We start from the raw sequence: 19,912 nt of genomic DNA, 5'->3' as shown, positions 1-19,912 counted from the left end.
TCGTCGACCTCGGTTAACATGCGCGCCAATTCTTTGCTATCAAGGCTGCGTCGTGTTTTCTGGCCCCCCTTCCCCGCGTTCGTCCCTGCTGCTGGCGCTGCTGTTCAGCCCGGTGCTGTTGGCGGACGACCTGTTTGTCGACAGTGAGGCCTTGCCGCAGATCCTGACCGCCACCCGCCTGAAACAGTCACCGGCGGAAGTACCCGGCAGCATGACCGTGCTCGACAGCGAACTGATTGCCGCCAGTGGCGCCCGGGACATCAGTGAACTGCTGCGCCTGGTGCCGGGGATGATGGTCGGCAATATCAGCGGCAATCAGGCGGCGGTGAACTATCACGGGACCAACGCCAGCGAAGCCCGGCGCATGCAGGTGTTGATCGACGGCCGCTCGGTGTACCGCGCCGGTCTGGCGACCGTGGACTGGAGCGATATCCCGGTGGCCATGGAAGACATCGAGCGCATCGAAGTCTTTCGCGGCCCGAACACCGTCAGCTACGGCGCCAACGCGCTGATGGCGGTGATCAACATCATCACCCGCAACCCGGCGGACAGCCACGGCACACGACTGAAGCTGACCCGCGGCCAACGCGGCATCAACGATTTCTATGCCAGCCAGAGCACCGGCTGGAATGGCGGCGACCTGCGTCTGTCGCTGTCCGGCCAGGAGGACGACGGCTTTGACAGCGACCGCACCGGCGCCGATTACCGCGACAACCGTCGCTTGAACCGCTTCAGCCTCGCGGTCAGCCAGACCCTGAGCGACAACCAGAGCCTGGACTGGCAGGTCAATGCCAAGGACGGGACCAATCAGCGGCCTTACACCTACCGCCCGGTGTTCTCCGGAATTACCGCTGCCGGGAACAATTCCGACGTGGTTGCCAAGGACTACGCCGGTTCGGTGCGCTGGAACCTGGACATCAACCCCGATCACAGCCTTTATGTGCAAGGCTCGGCGCAACACTGGGATCGCCAGCAGACCTGGCGCGCCTGTGACGCCGAAGTGTCGTTCAGCCCGCAATTGACCGAGCTGTGGCAACTCAATCCGAACTACACCGAACGCCTGGCCCGCAACATGACGCTGTTCACCGGGCCCGGCGCACCCGCCGGCACGCCACAGGAAATGACCCTGGCCAATCAGGTGCTGGATCAGTGGCGCAACGGCGCGCGCCAGACTCTGTGCGGCGACATTGATCAGAGTGCCCGGGAATCGCGCTACGACCTGGAATTGCAGGACACCCTCAGCCTGTCCGATAGCCTGCGTCTGGTCAGCGGCCTGAACTATCGTTACGACCGGGCCGATTCCGAGACCTATTTCAACGGCACGCTGGACGACACCACCTGGCGCGCTTTCGGCCAACTCGAATGGCGCGCCAGCGAACACTGGCTGTTGCAGGGCGGCGCCATGTTCGAAGACACGCAATTGATCGGCAGCTCGCTGACGCCCCGGTTTGCGGTCAACTACCTGTTCAATCCACGCCACAGCCTGCGCGCGGTGTATTCGGAAGCCATCCGTTCGCCGGACATGTTCGAGAACAACGTCAACTGGAGTTATCAGGTGACCAACCTGCGGCCCGCCGCCTATGGCCAGTCTTCGGCACGCTACTTCGTCAAGACCCGGGGCCCCGGCGATCTGGACCAGGAGCACATGCGCTCGCGGGAACTGGGCTACAACGGCTATTTCCCGGAGTGGGGCTTGGCGCTGGACGTGAAGCTGTTCTACGACGAAATCACCGGGATGATCAGCGAGCCGCTGCGCAACAATCAGTACATCGCCAGCAACGCCAACGATTCGCGGTTTCGCGGCACCGAGACGCAACTGGACTGGCGCCTGAGTGCGGCTGACCGCTTGCGCCTGACATACGCCTTCGTCGACGCCGAGGCGAGCAATCCGCTGGATCAGCAATTCACCGCGCGCAACAGCGGTTCGGCGGGCTGGCTGCGCGATTGGGGCCACGGCTGGAACAGCGCCCTCTTCTATTACGGTGACAACGCGCTCAACGGTTACCGCTTCGAGCGGGTGGACACGCGGATCGCCAAACGCATCGCCCTGGGCAAGGCCCAGCTGCAACTGGCCGGCGTGCTGCAACAACGCCTCGACCATGAGCCGACCACCTTCGTCGACAACAATTACGACGAACGCCGCGTGGTGTATTTCAGCGCCGAGCTGGAGTTCTAGATGCGTTACGCCATGTCACGGAAGATGCCAACGCTCGGCCAATGGCTGGCCGGGCTGTGTCTGTTCCTGACAGCGTGGCTGCATGGCGTGGCCGTGCAGGCGGCCGATATTCTGCTGACCGGCGCCGAGGAAAGCCCCGGTGTGCAGTCCTTCGTTCAGGCCCTGAGCGAACTGCGCCCGACCGACCGCGTGCATTTCCAGCCGCTGGCCAGCCTGCCGGCGCCGGGCAAGTTGCCGTCGAGCCTGCGCCTGATTCTGCTGGATCTGCCGAGCCTCGACTGGCGCATGCAGGAATCCCAAGGGCCGGCGACGTTGGTCCTGCGCATCAGCCGTTTGCAGGCCCGGCAACGCTTCGGCGACGCGCAACCACCCCACTTGAGCCTGCTGTGGGCCGATCCGCCGCTGAGTCGTCAGTTGCAACTGATCCGCCGGATTCTGCCCCAGGCCGGGCGCGTCGGCGTGCTGTTCGATCAGCACAGCGAGTTCCTGCTCAAGGAGCTGCAATCGGCCGCCCAGCCGCTGAATCTGCAAATCGTCCCGCAGCGCTGGGACAACACCCATGACAGCCGCCCCTTGCAGACCGTGCTGAAAAGCAGCGACGTGCTGCTGGGCCTCGACGACCCTGACCTGTACAACCCGAAAACCGCGAAGAACCTGTTGCTCAGCAGTTACTCTCGGCAACTGGCACTGGTCGGGCCGAATGTCTCGTTCGTTCGCGCCGGCAGCCTGGCCAGTACCTACAGCGATCAGAACGACTGGCTGGCCGTCCTCGACGAATTGCTGGACCGGCCACCGGCCACCTGGCCGCGCACGCTCTACCCCGGACGTTTTAAAGTCTCAAGTAATGCGCAGGTGGCTCGTTCCTTAGGGATAGAACCGATCAATGAAGCGTCTGTCGCCGCAGAGCTGGCCGAAGGAGAGCGCCGCCCATGATTTTCCGCCGTTGGGACATCAACACCCGCACTCAGTTGATCAGTCTGGGCCCTGCGCTGTTGCTGACCTTGCTGCTGATCAGCTTTTTCACCTTCGTGCGCATTCAGGATTTGCGTCAGGAGCTGAACCACACCGGCCAGTTGATCGCCAACCAACTCGCACCGGCCACCGAGTACGGGGTGATTTCCGGCAATAACGAAGTCCTGGAAAGCCTGCTCAAGGCCACGCTGGCCACGCCGAACGTGCGGTTTCTGGAAGTGCAGGACAGCGCCAACCGGATTCTGGCCTACGTCGAACAGCCGGCGGATGCGCACAATCGTCCGCATCAGGTCGAGGTGTTCCAGGCACCGGTGCGGCTGCAACGCATCGCCTTGCACAACGATTTCTTTCAGGACGGCAAAAGCAGCCCCGGGGTGGCCAGCGAGGATTATCTGGGGCGGGTGATCGTCGGTCTGTCCAACGATGCCTTCAGTCAGCGCCAACAGGAGATCCTGCTCAAGGCCGGGATTCTGGCGTTGTTCGCCCTGCTCTTCACCTTTGTGCTGGCGCGGCGACTGGCCGGCAGCCTGTCGCAGCCGATCCGCGACATCGGCAATGCGGTCAAGGCGATTCAGGAGGGCGACTACAAAACCCCGCTGCCGATCGTCGATGACACCGAGCTGGGCGCACTGTCCCAGCACATCAACAACCTGGCCCAGGCGCTGGAGCAGGCCAGCCGCGAACAGCATCAGGCGATGGCGCAACTGATCCAGACCCGCGAAGAGGCGGAAAAGGCCAACAACGCCAAATCGGATTTCCTGGCGATGATGAGCCATGAGCTGCGCACTCCGATGAACGGCGTGCTGGGCATGCTGCAATTGCTGGAAACCACCGACATGACCGAGGAGCAGGTCGAGTACGCGGCGCTGGCTTCCGAGTCCACCGAGCACTTGCTCAAGGTGATCAACGACATTCTGGATTTCTCGCGCATCGAACGTTCGGAGCTGGAGCTGGAGCACATTCCGTTCAACCTAGCCGACCTGATCGGCGCCTGCGCCCATTCCTTCCAGCACAGCGCGGCGCAACGCGGGTTGGCCCTGCAACTGCGGATCCCCGATGACATGCACGACTTGCAGGTACAGGGCGATCCGACGCGGATCCGGCAGATTCTGGTCAACCTGGTGGGCAATGCGCTGAAGTTCACCGAGCAGGGGCGCGTCAGCATCGAGGCGCAGTGGCAGTCGCTGGATCACGAGTTGTTGTGGTTCACCTGCGCGGTGCGTGACAGTGGCATCGGGATTTCGCCGCAGAGCCTGGAGCTGATGTTCAACGCGTTCCAGCAGGCCGACAGCTCGATTTCCCGTCGTTATGGCGGCACCGGCCTGGGCCTGCCGATTGCCCGCACCCTCGCCGAGCGGATGGGCGGCACCTTGCGTGCCCAGAGTGAAGAAGGTCGCGGCTCGGTGTTCACCCTGGAAATACCACTGGCCCTATATAAGCAGGCACTGCCCGCGCTGGCGGCACCGCGCGCATTGAACGGTAACGGTCACGGCGAAGGACGCCATGTGTTGCTGGTCGAGGACAACCCGGTCAACCAGACCGTGATCGAAGCGATGCTGCGCAGCCTGGGCTTTACCGTCAGCGTCGCCACCGATGGCGTGCAGGCGGTGCGCAGTGCCGGGGACAGCCGTTTCGAAGCGATCCTGATGGATTGCCGCCTGCCGCTCATCGACGGTTACGAGGCGACCCGACAGATCCGCCGCCTGCCCGGCTGCGGCCAGGTGCCGATCATCGCCCTGACCGCCAACGCGTTGCAGGGTGATCGCGAAAACTGCCTGTCGGCGGGGATGAACGATTACCTGGCCAAGCCATTCAAACGCAATGACCTGCAGCAGATTCTGCAGCGCTGGGTGCAGTAGAGAGGCCCTTTCGAGCATCTGCGACTGGCGTGAAAAGCGAAAGTGCGGCAGTCTTAGGCACCCGAACGGGCCTCAAAAGGGGCTTGATTAAAAATTTCAGTGCACAAGTGTACATTCATGTCCTTGGTGCTGTGACTTTCACCACAACGCAATAGTCTATGAGTAGGCTGCCGGTTCGAGGCATGAACGCGTCGATCGGCCGGGAAGATTTGCCCCACCTGCCGCATGGGATTATTGAGGAGCTCGCATGACCAAACAAAACGCCTTTACTCGGGAAGACCTGCTGCGCTGCAGTCGCGGTGAGCTGTTCGGCCCAGGTAACGCGCAACTGCCCGCCCCGAACATGCTGATGGTGGATCGCATCACCCTGATCAGCGAAGAAGGCGGCAAGTACGGCAAAGGTGAATTGGTCGCCGAGCTGGATATCAACCCTGACCTGTGGTTCTTCGCGTGTCACTTCGAAGGCGATCCGGTGATGCCGGGCTGCCTGGGTCTGGACGCCATGTGGCAACTGGTCGGCTTCTTCCTGGGCTGGCAAGGCCTGCCGGGCCGCGGCCGAGCGCTGGGTTCGGGCGAAGTGAAATTCTTCGGTCAGGTCCTGCCGACCGCCAAGAAAGTCACCTACAACATTCATATCAAGCGCGTCCTCAAGGGCAAACTGAACCTGGCCATCGCCGACGGTTCGGTGACTGTCGACGGTCGCGAAATCTACACCGCCGAAGGCCTTCGCGTCGGCGTGTTCACCTCCACTGACAACTTCTAAGGGTTATTCGCATGCGCCGCGTCGTTATCACTGGTCTGGGCATCGTTTCGTGCCTGGGCAATGACAAAGAGACCGTCTCCGCTAACCTGCGTGCAAGCCGCCCTGGCATCCGGTTCAACCCGGAATACGCCGAAATGGGTCTGCGTAGCCAGGTTTCCGGCTCCATCGACCTCAACCTTGAAGAGCTGATCGATCGCAAGATCTATCGCTTCGTCGGCCACGCAGCGGCTTACGCCTACCTGGCCATGAAAGACGCCATCGCCGACTCCGGTCTGACCGAAGAGCAGGTGTCCAACCCGCGTACCGGCCTGATCGCAGGTTCCGGCGGCGCATCGACCCTGAACCAGATGGAAGCGCTGGACATCCTGCGCGAGAAAGGCGTCAAGCGCGTCGGCCCATACCGTGTAACGCGGACCATGAGCAGCACCGTTTCGGCGTGCCTGGCCACACCGTTCAAGATCAAGGGCCTGAACTACTCCATCGCTTCTGCCTGCGCCACCAGTGCTCACTGCATCGGTACCGCCATGGAACAGATCCAGATGGGCAAGCAGGACATCGTGTTCGCCGGTGGCGGTGAAGAAGAGCACTGGAGCCAGTCGTTCCTGTTCGACGCGATGGGCGCACTGTCCAGCAAGCGTAACGACACCCCGGAACAAGCTTCCCGCGCCTACGACGCCGACCGTGACGGTTTCGTCATCGCCGGTGGTGGCGGCATGGTGGTGGTCGAGGAACTGGAACACGCTCTCGCCCGTGGCGCGAAGATCTACGCGGAAATCGTTGGCTACGGCGCGACTTCCGACGGCTACGACATGGTGGCTCCAAGCGGCGAAGGCGCGATCCGCTGCATGCAGCAGGCGCTGTCCACCGTCGACACCCCGATCGACTACCTGAACACCCACGGCACTTCGACTCCGGTCGGCGACGTCGCGGAAATGAAAGGTGTGCGCGAAGTGTTCGGCGACAAGGCCCCGGCTATCAGCTCCACCAAGAGCCTGTCGGGTCACTCCCTGGGCGCCGCCGGCGTTCACGAAGCGATCTACTGCATGCTGATGATGGAAGGCAACTTCATCGCCGGTTCGGCCAACATCGACGAACTGGACCCTGAAGTGGCCGATCTGCCGGTGCTGACCAAGACCCGCGAGAACGCCACCATCAACACCGTGATGAGCAACAGCTTCGGCTTCGGTGGCACCAACGCCACCCTCGTGCTGAAGCGCTGGGAAGGCAAGTAATTCCCTCCCGCTGAGCCGCACATGAAAACGCCCCGACTGGTTCGGGGCGTTTTTTTTTGCCTGGAGAAAGGCATTTTCAGCGGCGCCAAGATGAAACGTTTGTCATGCAACTTACCGCCCTGCGACTGAATGTCGCGGTTTCTGCGGGCTCCAGCGCTGTTGCAGATTTCGCAAGAATACATTGCACGAATCGGGCGTTTACTTAGCAGGCTAACAAAATCTATAACAGAGTCCTGCACACGCCTTGCTGCAGATAACTTGAGATTTGGAGCTAGCAGATGACTGTAAAAGTAACTGAACGCGACGATTCACACATGTCCCATGAAGGCGTAGCCGCCGGCGTACGGATCTGGGATGTGCATCAACAAGACTTGCTGGTCGGCATGTTCCACAACGAGATCGACGCCCACAACTACAAGGCCGAACTGGAACTGCAGGAACAGCAGCGGGATCGGAAATCCGCCTGAAACAAAACCACAGCATTGAAAACGACAAACCCCGCCATGAGCGGGGTTTGTCGTTGTTGAGTGCTTCAGGGCCGCTTCGCAGCCCGGCGAGACCCGATTACCACATCAGATCATCAGGGATCACGTAGGCCGCGTACGGATCGTCCTCGGCATTGACCTCTTCGACCTTCTCGTTGAGCTGGACGATGCGCTGTGGATCGCGCTCCTGAATCTTCAGGGCGGCCTCACGAGGAATCACTTCGTAGCCGCCGGCGTGGTGCACGATCGCCAGCGAACCGCTGCTGAGCTTGTTGCGCATCAGCGTGTTGACCGAGATGCGCTTGACCTTCTTGTCGTCGACGAAGTTGTAGTAGTCCTCGGTGGTCAGCTTCGGCAGACGCGAGACCTCGATCAACTGCTTGACCTGGGCGGCGCGGGCCTTGGCCTCGGCCTTCTCCTGCTGCTGACGGTTCAGCTCCTGGTCGCGCTTGACCTTCTCGGCCTGGGCTTCCTGGGCAGCACGCTGCTGGGAGTCGTCCAGTTCGATCTGGCCTTTGTGGGCCAGGCGCTGTTGTTTCTGTTTGTCTTTGCTGACCTGCTTGGCCTGCTTTTGGTTGACCAGTCCTGCCTTGAGCAACTGGTCGCGAAGGGAAAGGCTCATTGATGCTTACTCACTTGGGCAACGGCTCAGCCACAGCTGGGCGAATTCTTTTCCTGACGTTTGGCTTCGCCCCACAGGGCGTCCAACTCTTCGAGGGTGCAATCTTCCATGGGTCGGTGGGTTTCGCGCAATGCCTGTTCGATAAAACGGAAACGTCGTTCGAACTTGGCGTTGGCGCCACGCAACGCAGTTTCCGGATCGACCTTCAGGTGCCGGGCCAGATTGACCACCGAAAACAGCAGATCGCCGATCTCGTCGGCCACCGCTTGCGGGTCATTTTCGGACATGGCTTCGAGCACTTCATCGAGTTCTTCACGGACCTTGTCCAGCACCGGCAACGCATCCGGCCAGTCGAAACCGACCTGCCCTGCGCGCTTCTGCAACTTGGCCGAGCGGGACAGGGCCGGCAATGCAGCCGGCACATCGTCGAGCAGTGACAGTTGCTGCGGCTCGGCGGATTTCTCGGCACGCTCTTCGGCCTTGATCTCCTCCCAGCGCTGCTTGACCTGCTCCTCGTTCAGACGCGGCACGTCCAGCGGCGCATACAGATCGCCAGTGGGGAACACGTGCGGATGGCGACGGATCAGCTTGCGAGTGATGCTGTCGACCACCCCGGCAAATTCGAACCGTCCCTCCTCCCGCGCCAGTTGGCTGTAATACACCACCTGAAACAGCAGATCGCCCAACTCGCCCTGCAAGTGGTCGAAGTCGCCGCGCTCGATGGCGTCGGCGACTTCGTAGGCCTCTTCAAGGGTGTGCGGGACGATGGTCGCGTAAGTCTGCTTGATGTCCCACGGGCAACCATACTGCGGGTCGCGCAGACGGTTCATCAGGTGCAGCAGATCTTCAAGGCTGTAGATCGGTTTCATGGAGTCCGGTTACGCCGCGTTTCGATGATGTTCGGCAACTGGGAAATCCGCCCCAGCAACCGCCCCAGCGCGTCCAGACCCGGAATCTCGATGGTCAGGGACATCAGCGCGGTGTTGTCCTCCTTGTTCGAGCGGGTGTTGACCGCCAGCACGTTGATCCGCTCGTTGAGCAACACCTGCGAAACGTCACGCAGCAGACCGGATCGGTCGTAGGCGCGGATGACGATATCCACCGGGTAGGTGAGCACCGGCACCGGCCCCCAGCTGACCTGGATGATCCGCTCCGGCTCGCGCCCGGCCAGTTGCAGCACCGAGGCGCAGTCCTGACGGTGAATGCTCACGCCACGGCCCTGGGTGATGTAACCGACGATCGCATCGCCCGGCAACGGCTGGCAGCAGCCGGCCATCTGCGTCATCAGGTTGCCGACGCCCTGGATCTGAATGTCGCCGCGCTTGCCCGGCTTGTAGCCGGTGGCCTTGCGCGGGATCAGTTCCAGCTGTTCGTTGCCGCGTTCCGGCTCGACCAGCTGTTGCGCCAGGTTGACCAGTTGCGCCAGACGCAGGTCGCCGGCACCGAGGGCGGCGAACATGTCTTCGGCGGTTTTCATGTTGGCCTTGTCGGCCAGCTTGTCAAAATCCACCGCCGGCAGGCCGAGGCGATTGAGCTCGCGCTCGAGCAGGGTCTTGCCCGCCGCGACGTTCTGATCGCGCGCCTGCAACTTGAACCAGTGCACGATCTTCGCCCGCGCCCGGGACGTGGTGACGTAGCCCAGATTCGGGTTCAGCCAGTCACGGCTCGGAGTGCCGTGCTTGCTGGTGATGATCTCGACCTGTTCACCGGTCTGCAGGCTGTAGTTGAGCGGAACGATGCGCCCGTTGATCTTCGCGCCACGGCAGTTGTGACCGATTTCGGTGTGCACGCGGTAGGCGAAGTCCAGTGGCGTCGCGCCCTTCGGCAAGTCGATGGCGTGACCGTCCGGGGTGAAGATGTAGACCCGGTCCGGCTCGATATCGACCCGCAGCTGTTCGGCCAGACCACCGATGTCGCCCAGCTCTTCGTGCCACTCGAGGACCTGACGCAGCCAGGAGATTTTCTCTTCGTAGTGATTGGAGCCGGACTTGACGTCGGTGCCCTTGTAGCGCCAGTGCGCGCAGACACCGAGTTCGGCCTCTTCGTGCATCGAATGGGTCCGGATCTGGACTTCCAGCACCTTGCCTTCCGGGCCGATTACCGCCGTGTGCAGCGAGCGGTAGCCGTTCTCTTTCGGGTTGGCGATGTAGTCGTCGAACTCTTTCGGGATATGCCGCCACAGGGTGTGGACGATACCGAGCGCGGTGTAGCAGTCGCGCATTTCCGGCACCAGCACGCGCACCGCACGCACGTCGTAGATCTGGCTGAACTCCAGACCCTTGCGCTGCATTTTGCGCCAGATCGAATAGATGTGTTTGGCCCGACCGCTGATGTCGGCTTCGACGCCGGTGGCCTGCAGTTCGTCCTTGAGCTGGGTCATCACGTCGGCGATGAAACGCTCACGATCCAGCCGCCGCTCATGCAGCAGCTTGGCAATCTGTTTGTATTGATCGGGTTCCAGGTAACGGAAGGACAGGTCCTCCAGTTCCCATTTGATATGACCGATGCCGAGTCGATGCGCGAGCGGCGCATAGATGTCGAACACTTCCCGGGCGACCCGGTTACGTTTTTCGTCGTCGGCGGTTTTCACTGCACGGATCGCGCAGGTGCGTTCGGCGAGTTTGATCAGCGCGACACGCACGTCGTCGACCATCGCCACCAGCATCTTGCGCAGGTTTTCCACCTGGCCCTGGGTACCAAGCACCATCGACTGGCGCGGGCTGAGGCTGGCACTGATCGCCGCCATGCGCAGCACGCCGTCGATCAGCTTGGCGACCACCGGGCCGAAGCGCTGGCTGACCGCTGCGAGTTCAATCTGGCCTTCGCGTACGCCGCGATACAGAACCGCGGCAACCAGCGAATCCTGATCGAGCTTGAGGTCGGCGAGGATCTCGGCGATCTCAAGGCCGGTGCTGAAACTGCCGCTGCCTTCGGACCAGAGATTCTTCGCCGCATTGGATTGCTGCTCGGCCTGGCGAGCGTACTCGCAGGCCTCTTTCAAGGCTTCGCGATCCAGTGCCAGATCGACACTGACCGCGTGATCGAGCCAAGCCTCGAGATTGATACTGCCGTCAGTGTTGATCGGCTGGTGTGCTCTCACCTGTACCATCTTGCTTTACCTTCCCTACGACGCAGATTCAATGCGTCAAATCACTGACCGTCAATGCCCGTTCGCGCTCGCGGGGCCAAGGCGAGCGCTACGGACGACCAGTCGGATCAGACGAGCCATCCTGGCTCGCTTCAAATAACGCCATGGCCTCGACATGTGCCGTCTGAGGAAACATATCGAGAATCCCGGCACGTTTTAACCGGTAGCCCTGCTTGATCAATTCGACCGTATCGCGCGCCAGAGTTGCAGGGTTGCACGACACGTACACCAACCGTTTGGCGCCCAAGGCCGCCAGCTTGCGCACCACCTCGAAAGCACCGTCGCGCGGTGGATCCAAGAGTACCGCAGAAAAGCCGTTTCCGATCCACTGGGCATCGGTCAAAGGCTGGGATAAATCGGCCTGAAAAAACTTTGTGTTATGCAAATTGTTGCTGGCGGCATTCGCTGCCGCGCGATCGACCATGGTCTGCACGCCTTCGACCGCCACCACTTCACGCGCAGCTTTCGCCAGCGGCAGGGCGAAGTTGCCGAGGCCGCAAAACAGGTCGAGCACGCGCTCATCGCTCGTCGGTTTCAACCAGTCCAGCGCCTGGGCGACCATGGCCTCGTTGACCCCGGCATTGACCTGGATGAAATCCCCCGGCCGGTAAGCCAATTGCAGATCCCACTGTTCCAGGTGATAGCCAAGCGACTGTGCATCATCCACCGGCTGCGGTTCGCCTTCGCCATGCAGCCAGAGCTGCGCTTCATGGAACGCGCAGAAATCCTTGAGGATCGTCAGGTCGGCCTCGGACAGCGGCGCCATGTGACGCAGCAGGACGGCGAGTGACGAGCCGCTGAACAATTCGACATGCCCCAGCGCCTGAGGTTTGCTCAAGCGTCGCAGCATCTCCGGCAAGCGGGTCATGATCGGCTGCAAGGGCTGTACCAGCACCGGGCATTCGCTGATCGCGACGATATCCTGACTGCCGGCGGCACGGAAACCGACTTCAAGCTGTTTGGCCTTGCTGTCCCAGCGCACGGCGATCCGGGCGCGGCGACGGTAGCCGAATTCGGGGCCGGTCAACGGCGCCGCCCACTCTTCGGGCTCGGCACCGGCGACTCGCGACAACTGCTCGGCGAGCATGCGCTGTTTCAGGGCAAGCTGTTCGTTGTGGGGCAAATGCTGGACGCTGCAACCGCCGCAACGGCCGGCGTGCTGGCAAGGTGCGGGACGACGCAATTGACTGGCGCTGAACACGCGCTCGGTGCGCGCCTCGACCACTTTGCCGTGGGCGCCGAGCACCCGCGCTTCGACCTCCTCACCCGCCAGAGCGCCGAGGACGAACCAGGTCTTGCCTTCAAAAAACGCGATGCCGCGACCGTCATTGGCCAGGCGCTCGATGCTCAGGCGCTGCTTTTTGCCGGTCGGGATTTGCGCGGCCTTGCTGCCGCCGGTGGGCTGGAAGCGCAGGCCTCTCTCATGCTTGGCCATCAGTTGGGCGCGTCGAAAATGCCGGTCGACAGGTAACGGTCGCCACGGTCGCAGATGATCGCGACGATCACCGCGTTTTCAACTTCTTTGGACAGGCGCAGCATCGCTGCCACCGCACCGCCCGAGGACACGCCACAGAAGATGCCTTCTTCGCGGGCCAGACGCCGGGTGACGTCCTCGGCTTCGCTTTGCGCCATGTCGACGATGCGGTCAACGCGGTCGGCCTGGTAGATCTTCGGCAGGTATTCCTGCGGCCAGCGGCGGATGCCGGGAATGGCCGAGCCTTCCATCGGTTGCAGGCCGATGATCTGCACGTTGTCGTTCTGTTCCTTGAGGTAGCGCGACACGCCCATGATGGTGCCGGTGGTGCCCATGGAGCTGACGAAATGGGTGATGGAGCCCTGGGTCTGACGCCAGATTTCCGGGCCGGTGGTGGTGTAGTGCGCTTCAGGGTTGTCGCCGTTGGCGAACTGATCCAGCACCTTGCCACGGCCTTCGGCTTCCATCCGCTGGGCGAGATCGCGAGCGCCTTCCATGCCCTCTTCCTGGCTGACCAGAATCAGCTGCGCGCCGTAAGCGGTCATCGCCGCCTTACGCTCGGCGCTGGAGTTGTCCGGCATGATCAGGATCATCTTGTAACCCTTGATCGCGGCGGCCATCGCCAGGGCGATCCCGGTGTTGCCCGAGGTCGCTTCGATCAGCGTATCGCCTTCGTGGATCTGCCCGCGCAACTCGGCACGGGTGATCATCGACAGCGCCGGACGATCCTTGACCGAACCCGCCGGGTTGTTCCCTTCGAGCTTGAGCAAAAGGGTGTTGCTGGTGACACCGGGCAGGCGCTGCAAACGCACCAGCGGCGTGTTGCCGACGCAATCGGCGATGGTTGGGTACTGCAAGGTCATGGCGTTTTTCGCAATCCGGACAGCGGGGGCGCCTATCATACCGGCAAACCTGCGCAGGCCATATCACGCAAAGTGTGGTGCTTATGGTTTATTGGAATAAGCAGAAAAGTCTGACCAGTGGTGAGACTTTCCTGTGCCGCTCACACAATCTGCGGGCGGTTCAAGTCCACGGTGGGAGCTGGCTTGCCAGCGAAGACGTCGGGACTGACAGCACTGTCATCCGCCACCAACCGCAGATTCAGTCGCAATCCCGATGGCCCGTTCTCGGCCCACAGGGTTCCGCCCTGGCGTTGCACCGCGTTCCTGGCGATGCTCAGCCCCAACCCAAATCCACCGTCTCCCGGCCGCGAGCCGTCGAGTCGGATGAAGGGCGAGAAGATCCGCTCCAGATCCGCCTCGGCCACGCCGCCGCCCTCGTCCTCCAGCCACAGGTGCCAGTAATCGCCGTCCCGTCGACCGTCGAGCCGCACGATGCCGCCCGGTGGCGAATGACGAATCGCATTGCGCAGAATGTTTTCCAGGGCCTGGGCCAGGGTGTTGAGATTGCCGCGCACCCAGCAGGAAGCCTCCACCCCGCACCGCAACCGGCCCATCGGACAGCAGCTTTCGTAGCAGGCGTTTTCCGTGAGCATTTCCCACAGCGCCTGAATCTGGATCGCTTCATCCGGCAACGGCGCGCGTTCGGTGTCGAGCCAGGCCAGTTGCAGAGTGTCTTCCACCAGCCGCTGCATCACGTCGACTTCGCGACCGATACGTTCGCGCAACGGTTGCAGCTGCTGCTCGCTTTCGCTGGCAACCCGCAACCGGCTCAGGGGCGTGCGCAGTTCGTGGGACAGGTCGCGCAGCAGTTGCTGTTGCAGGGCCACGGTGGATTGCAGGCGTTCGGACATCGAGTCGAAGGCGCGGGCCAGTTCACCGAGCTCATCGGGGCGCTGAGTGATGCCGCTCGACAACCGCACATTCAGTTGATCGGCGCGCCACGCATTGGCCTGCTCGCGCAGATTGTTCAGCGGCACCACCAGCAGGCGATACAGGCCGACGCACAGCAGCAAGGTGAACAGACCGGGAATCACACCATTGGTGATGACCCGCCAGAACACCCGGTATTTGCCCGGCAGAAATCGCTCGGGCAACTCGATCACCAGACTGCCGGCGGTCGGGTCATTGGGAAATGGGACCCGCATCCACGGCCGGCCCTTTTTGTGAATCGGCCAGTCAAGGCCACGCAGGAAGGTCAGGCGTTGAAGCTCTTGAGCGTTCAACGGCTGGCTGCCCAGCGACTGCAGGTTGCCGCCGATCACGCCGACCCAGCCGGCTTCGCGCAACTCCATGCTCTGCAACCAGCTATCGATGCCATCGCGCCCGCCCTGCTGCCAGGCGCGCTCGGCCTCGGAGGCATAACGGCTCAGCGTGCGACGGGCGTCGTCGGAGAGGAACTGGTTGCGCTGTTCCATGTACCGGCCCCAGGACCAGCTCAGCCAGATCATCAACAGACAGAACGCCACCAGCAGGCAGGCGAGTTTCCAGAACAGCGAGTGCCGGCCCGGCAGGTCAGACACTTTCATCGACGGCACTCAGGACGTAACCCTTGCCCCACACCGTGCGTACTTCCCGCTCGGTGTAACCGACCGACTTGAGTTTGCGGCGGATCTGGCTGATGTGCATGTCGAGGCTGCGGTCGTGGGCCGCATAGCCGCGTTGCAGAACGTGCTGATAAAGGAAGGCCTTGCTCAGCACTTCCTCGTCGTTGCGGTTGAGGGTTTCCAGCAGGCGGTATTCGCTGCGAGTCAGGCCGGCGGGCTGGTCGACGTAGAACACATCGCACTGCTCATCGTCGAAACGCAGTCCGCCGACCGGCACCGCCGGAGCGATAGCCGCCGGACGACGGTCGAGGGCGACACGGCGCAGGATCGCTTCGATCCGCACATGCAGCTCGGCCATGCTGAAGGGTTTGGGCAGATAGTCGTCGGCGCCGAGGCGGAAACCGCTGATACGGTCGGCTTCGGCACCGAGGGCTGACATCAGCAGCACCGGCGTGGAATGGCTCTGACGCAGTTGAGTCAGGACGTTCAATCCATCCAGCCCCGGCAACAGAATGTCCATCAACACCACATCGAACGGCTGGCGCCGGGCAATGCTCAGGCCTTCGCTGCCGTTCTGGCACCAGGTGACCTGGAAGCCGCTGCGGCCCAGTTGTTCATGGACATAGGCACCGAGGACGGGATCGTCTTCGATGGAAAGAATGCGGGGTTGGCCAATAGAGACAGGAGTCATGACTATCTGCAAATAATTCTCAGTTGGGCGATTATTCAAGATTGCCCGGCGCCCGGCAACCCAAGCTTGACCTGTCGGACAGATGACCGGCCTGCAAGTGAACAAACACGACATCATTTTTCCCAAGATTGCCCGCAAGCAAATCGCTACACTGCGCCGATACCGCGTGCCGGACGCACGTGTGAGTCAACGATCAGCGGGATGCAGGAGAAAGGCGTGCTCAAGAAACTGGGAATCAAAGGTCGCGTATTGTTGCTGACCCTGTTGCCGACCAGCCTGATGGCACTGGTGCTGGGCGGGTATTTCACCTGGACGCAGCAGTCCGACCTGCAAACCCAACTGATGCAGCGCGGCGAAATGATCGCCGAGCAACTGGCTCCGCTGGTGGCACCGGCCATGGGCCGCGGCGATGCCGAACTGCTCGAGCGCATCGCCACCCAGTCCCTCGAACAACCAGACGTGCGCGCCGTCACCTTCCTCGCGCCCGATCGCTCTCCCCTCGCCCACGCCGGCCCGACCATGCTCAACCAGGCGCCGAGCGGCGACAGCGCGCACCTGCTGCGACGCAGCGGCAACGATGCCACCCGCTATCTGCTGCCGGTCTTCGGCAAACACCGCAACCTCGCCGGCGAGCTGATCCCGCAAGAGTCCGACCGCCTGCTCGGCTGGGTCGAGCTGGAGCTGTCGCACAACGGCATGCTGTTGCGCGGCTATCGGAGCCTGTTCGCCAGTCTGTTGCTGATTGGTGCGGGGCTGGCCGGCGCCGCGCTGCTGGCCTTGCGCATGGGCCGCACGATCAACCGCCCGCTGAGCCAGATCAAACAGGCCGTCGCGCAGCTCAAGGACGGTCACCTGGAAACCCGCCTGCCACCGCTGGGCAGTCAGGAACTGGATGAACTGGCGTCCGGCATCAACCGCATGGCCGGCACCCTGCAGAACGCCCGGGAAGAATTGCAGCACAGCGTCGATCAGGCCACCGAAGACGTGCGCCAGAACCTGGAAACCATCGAGATCCAGAACATCGAGCTGGACCTGGCCCGCAAGGAAGCGCTGGAAGCGAGCCGGATCAAATCCGAATTCCTCGCCAACATGAGCCACGAGATCCGCACGCCGCTCAACGGCATTCTGGGTTTCACCCACCTGTTGCAGAAAAGCGAACTGACCCCGCGCCAGCTCGACTACCTGGGCACGATCGAAAAATCCGCCGACAGCCTGCTGGGGATCATCAACGAGATCCTCGATTTCTCGAAGATCGAAGCCGGCAAACTGGTGCTCGACCATATTCCGTTCAACCTGCGCGACCTGTTGCAGGACACCCTGACCATTCTCGCCCCCGCCGCCCACGCCAAGCAGCTGGAACTGGTGAGTCTGGTGTACCGCGATACGCCGCTGTCGCTGGTCGGCGATCCGCTGCGGCTCAAGCAGATCCTGACGAATCTGGTGAGCAACGCAATCAAGTTCACCCGCGAGGGCACCATCGTCGCCCGCGCCATGCTCGAAGAAGAAAACGACGACAGCGTGCAGTTGCGCATCAGCATTCAGGACACCGGCATCGGCCTGTCGAACCAGGATGTGCGCGCGTTGTTCCAGGCTTTCAGCCAGGCCGACAATTCGCTGTCGCGCCAACCCGGTGGCACCGGCCTGGGGCTGGTGATTTCCAAGCGCCTGATCGAGCAGATGGGCGGCGAAATCGGCGTCGACAGCACGCCGGGCGAAGGTTCGGAATTCTGGATCAGCCTGAACCTGCCCAAGACCCGCGACGATGCCGAAGACCTGCCCGCCGCGCCGTTGCTCGGGCGCCGGGTGGCGGTGCTGGAAAATCACGAACTGGCGCGTCAGGCCCTGCAGCATCAACTGGAAGACTGCGGCCTCGACGTCACGCCGTTCAACACGTTGGAAAGCCTGACCAATGGCGTTACCGGCGCCCATCAGACCGATCAGGCCATCGATCTGGCGGTGCTCGGCATCACCAGCAACGACATGCCGCCGGAGCGCCTCAACCAGCACATCTGGGACCTTGAGCACCTCGGTTGCCGGGTGCTGGTGTTGTGCCCGACCACCGAGCTGACGCTCTATCACCTTTCGGTGCCCAACCCTCACAGTCAGCTGCAATCGAAACCGGCCTGCACCCGCAAACTGCGCCGGGCCTTGTCGGACATGGTCAACCCGCGCCAGCAGCGCAGCGAACCGGGCGAACCGTTGTCGAGCCGCGCGCCGAAAGTGCTGTGCGTCGACGACAACCCGGCCAACCTGTTGCTGGTGCAGACGCTGCTCGAAGACATGGGCGCCAAGGTGCTGGCCGTGGAAAGCGGTTATGCCGCGGTCAAGGCGGTGCAGAACGAAACCTTCGATCTGGTGCTGATGGACGTGCAGATGCCCGGCATGGACGGACGCCAGAGCACCGAGACGATTCGCCAGTGGGAAAGCGAGCGGCACTGCACGCCGCTGCCGATCGTTGCCCTCACCGCCCACGCCATGGCCAATGAAAAACGCGCGCTGCTGCAAAGCGGCATGGACGACTACCTGACCAAGCCGATCAGCGAGCGGCAACTGGCGCAGGTCGTGCTGAAGTGGACCGGCCTGGCATTGCGCAATCAGGCGCCGGATCGTGGCGGCGAAAGCCTGCTGGGTAATCAGGAACTGCCGATTCTCGATCACGAAGAAGGTTTGCGCCTGGCTGCCGGCAAGGCGGATCTGGCGGCGGACATGCTGGCGATGCTGCTGGCTTCGCTCGAGGCCGATCGCGAAGCCATTCGCACCGCCCGCGACAGTCAGGATCAGAACGGTCTGCTCGAACGGGTGCACCGCCTGCATGGTGCCACCCGTTACTGCGGCGTGCCGCAACTGCGCGCCGCCTGCCAGCGCAGCGAAACCCTGCTCAAGCAGCAGGATCCCAAGGCCTCGACCGCGCTGGACGAGCTGGAACGGGCGATCAATCGTCTGGCGGCCCAGGCGAAGATCAGCGCCTGATCCACGGCAATGCCGGTCAACGCCGACGCGGCTACAGTTGTCGCGGGTGATTTGCGCCCGCGTCGATGCTCCAGGAGGATTTCATGCGCACGATCGTTTTCAGCAGCCAGACCTACGACCGCGACAGTTTCCTCGCCGCCGACTGCCCGGACGGGATCGAACTGCACTTTCAGCCCGCCCGGCTCAGTCTCGATACCGCAGCGTTGGCCGAACATCACGAAGTAGTCTGCGCCTTCATCAACGATGACCTGAGCGCGCCGGTGCTGGAACGTCTGGCCGCCGGCGGCACTCGCCTGATCGCCTTGCGTTCGGCCGGCTACAACCATGTGGATCTGGCCGTCGCCAAACGCCTCGGGCTGGCCGTCGTGCGTGTACCGGCCTACTCGCCCCACGCGGTGGCCGAGCACGCGGTGGCGTTGATCCTCGCCCTCAACCGACGCCTGCACCGTGCCTACAACCGCACCCGCGAAGGCGATTTCAGCCTGCACGGGCTCACCGGTTTCGATCTGGTGGGCAAGACGGTCGGCATCGTCGGCACCGGACAGATCGGCGCGACCTTCGCGAAAATCATGCATGGCTTCGGCTGCGAACTGCTGGCCTACGACCCTTATCCGAACCCTGCCGTCGAAGCGTTGGGCGCGCGCTACCTGAGTCTGCCGGACCTGCTGGCGCAAGCGCGGATCATCAGCCTGCACTGCCCGCTCAACGAACAGAGCAGACACCTGATCAACCGTGATTCGCTGGCGCACATGCAACCGGGGGCGATGCTGATCAACACCGGGCGCGGCGGTCTGGTGGACACGCCGGCGCTGATCGACGCCCTGAAGGACGGCCAGCTCGGTTATCTGGGACTGGATGTGTATGAAGAGGAGGCGCAGCTGTTCTTCGAGGACCGTTCCGACCTGCCGCTACAGGACGACGTGCTGGCGCGGCTGCTGACGTTCCCCAATGTGATCGTCACCGCCCATCAGGCGTTTCTGACCCATGAGGCGCTGGGCGCGATTGCCGCGACCACCCTGCACAACATCGCGACCTGGGCGGCGGGTACGCCGCAGAACCAGGTCGAGGGCTGAA

At 62.6% G+C, this 19,912-nt stretch carries 15 protein-coding genes; 8 read left to right on the top strand and 7 right to left on the bottom strand.

The annotated features are described in order from the left end of the window. The first annotated feature begins 52 nt into the window (after window positions 1-52). From BMZ46_RS02785 to BMZ46_RS02760, 6 genes are all read left to right on the top strand, one after another. Window positions 53-2,176: a TonB-dependent receptor plug domain-containing protein gene (locus BMZ46_RS02785; RefSeq protein ID WP_074688155.1), complete on the top strand. Its 2,124-nt coding sequence runs from the start codon at window positions 53-55 to the stop codon at window positions 2,174-2,176. Further along, window positions 2,177-3,109, top strand: coding sequence for an ABC transporter substrate-binding protein (locus BMZ46_RS02780; RefSeq protein ID WP_039772863.1), 933 nt, complete (start codon window positions 2,177-2,179; stop codon window positions 3,107-3,109). Continuing rightward, on the top strand, window positions 3,106-5,007 hold the full coding sequence (locus tag BMZ46_RS02775) for an ATP-binding protein (RefSeq protein ID WP_039772865.1): 1,902 nt from the start codon (window positions 3,106-3,108) through the stop codon (window positions 5,005-5,007). The genes BMZ46_RS02780 and BMZ46_RS02775 overlap by 4 nt, the downstream gene beginning before the upstream one ends. Window positions 5,008-5,254: 247 nt before the next feature. After that, window positions 5,255-5,770: a 3-hydroxyacyl-[acyl-carrier-protein] dehydratase FabA gene (gene fabA / locus BMZ46_RS02770; protein ID WP_003227150.1), complete on the top strand. Its 516-nt coding sequence runs from the start codon at window positions 5,255-5,257 to the stop codon at window positions 5,768-5,770. A gap of 11 nt (window positions 5,771-5,781) precedes the next feature. After that, window positions 5,782-7,002 (top strand): beta-ketoacyl-ACP synthase I, encoded by a 1,221-nt coding sequence (fabB, locus tag BMZ46_RS02765; RefSeq protein WP_007957797.1) that lies wholly within the window; start codon window positions 5,782-5,784, stop codon window positions 7,000-7,002. A 278-nt stretch (window positions 7,003-7,280) separates the two neighbouring features. Beyond that, window positions 7,281-7,469 carry a hypothetical protein gene (locus BMZ46_RS02760; protein ID WP_039772867.1) on the top strand — a complete coding sequence of 63 codons (189 nt, stop codon included), beginning with the start codon at window positions 7,281-7,283 and terminating at the stop codon, window positions 7,467-7,469. A 97-nt stretch (window positions 7,470-7,566) separates the two neighbouring features. On the opposite strand, the gene BMZ46_RS02755 is transcribed toward BMZ46_RS02760, so the two are convergent. The 7 genes from BMZ46_RS02755 to BMZ46_RS02725 all read right to left on the bottom strand — a co-directional run bounded on the left by BMZ46_RS02755 (window position 7,567) and on the right by BMZ46_RS02725 (window position 15,868). Next, window positions 7,567-8,109: a DUF2058 domain-containing protein gene (locus tag BMZ46_RS02755; protein ID WP_007957793.1), complete on the bottom strand. Its 543-nt coding sequence runs from the start codon at window positions 8,107-8,109 to the stop codon at window positions 7,567-7,569. A 26-nt stretch (window positions 8,110-8,135) separates the two neighbouring features. Further along, entirely contained in the window at window positions 8,136-8,969 is an 834-nt protein-coding gene (gene mazG, locus BMZ46_RS02750) for a nucleoside triphosphate pyrophosphohydrolase (protein ID WP_074688518.1), read from the bottom strand. A 5-nt stretch (window positions 8,970-8,974) separates the two neighbouring features. Next, a complete protein-coding gene (gene relA / locus BMZ46_RS02745; RefSeq protein WP_007957789.1) occupies window positions 8,975-11,218 on the bottom strand; it encodes a GTP diphosphokinase in 2,244 nt (747 codons plus the stop codon). 88 nt (window positions 11,219-11,306) lie between these two features. Further along, window positions 11,307-12,692, bottom strand: a complete 1,386-nt coding sequence (gene rlmD / locus BMZ46_RS02740; RefSeq protein ID WP_074688158.1) for a 23S rRNA (uracil(1939)-C(5))-methyltransferase RlmD — start codon at window positions 12,690-12,692, stop codon at window positions 11,307-11,309. Next, window positions 12,692-13,594, bottom strand: coding sequence for a cysteine synthase CysM (cysM, locus tag BMZ46_RS02735; RefSeq protein ID WP_039772872.1), 903 nt, complete (start codon window positions 13,592-13,594; stop codon window positions 12,692-12,694). Before cysM ends, rlmD begins: the two co-directional genes overlap by 1 nt. A gap of 140 nt (window positions 13,595-13,734) precedes the next feature. After that, window positions 13,735-15,159 (bottom strand): sensor histidine kinase, encoded by a 1,425-nt coding sequence (locus tag BMZ46_RS02730; protein WP_074688160.1) that lies wholly within the window; start codon window positions 15,157-15,159, stop codon window positions 13,735-13,737. Beyond that, on the bottom strand, window positions 15,146-15,868 hold the full coding sequence (locus BMZ46_RS02725; protein ID WP_074688162.1) for a response regulator transcription factor: 723 nt from the start codon (window positions 15,866-15,868) through the stop codon (window positions 15,146-15,148). Before BMZ46_RS02725 ends, BMZ46_RS02730 begins: the two co-directional genes overlap by 14 nt. Window positions 15,869-16,084: 216 nt before the next feature. Here BMZ46_RS02725 and BMZ46_RS02720 point away from each other — a divergent pair, with 216 nt between their 5' ends. Together BMZ46_RS02720 and BMZ46_RS02715 are read left to right on the top strand one after the other, a co-directional pair. Next, the gene (locus BMZ46_RS02720) at window positions 16,085-18,838 is read left to right on the top strand and encodes a response regulator (RefSeq protein ID WP_074688520.1); all 2,754 of its coding nucleotides are present in this window, start codon (window positions 16,085-16,087) and stop codon (window positions 18,836-18,838) included. 83 nt (window positions 18,839-18,921) lie between these two features. Next, complete coding sequence (locus tag BMZ46_RS02715; RefSeq protein WP_039772878.1) at window positions 18,922-19,911, top strand: 2-hydroxyacid dehydrogenase; 990 nt, start codon at window positions 18,922-18,924, stop codon at window positions 19,909-19,911. Window position 19,912 lies beyond the last annotated feature (1 nt).

It is taken from the genome of Pseudomonas sp. NFIX49 (genome assembly GCF_900115915.1).
In the GTDB taxonomy this organism is placed as follows: Bacteria; Pseudomonadota; Gammaproteobacteria; order Pseudomonadales; family Pseudomonadaceae; genus Aquipseudomonas; species Aquipseudomonas pharyngis.
The sequence above is the reverse complement of the archived record's forward strand: the minus strand, read 5'-3'. Positions and strand labels throughout refer to the sequence as shown.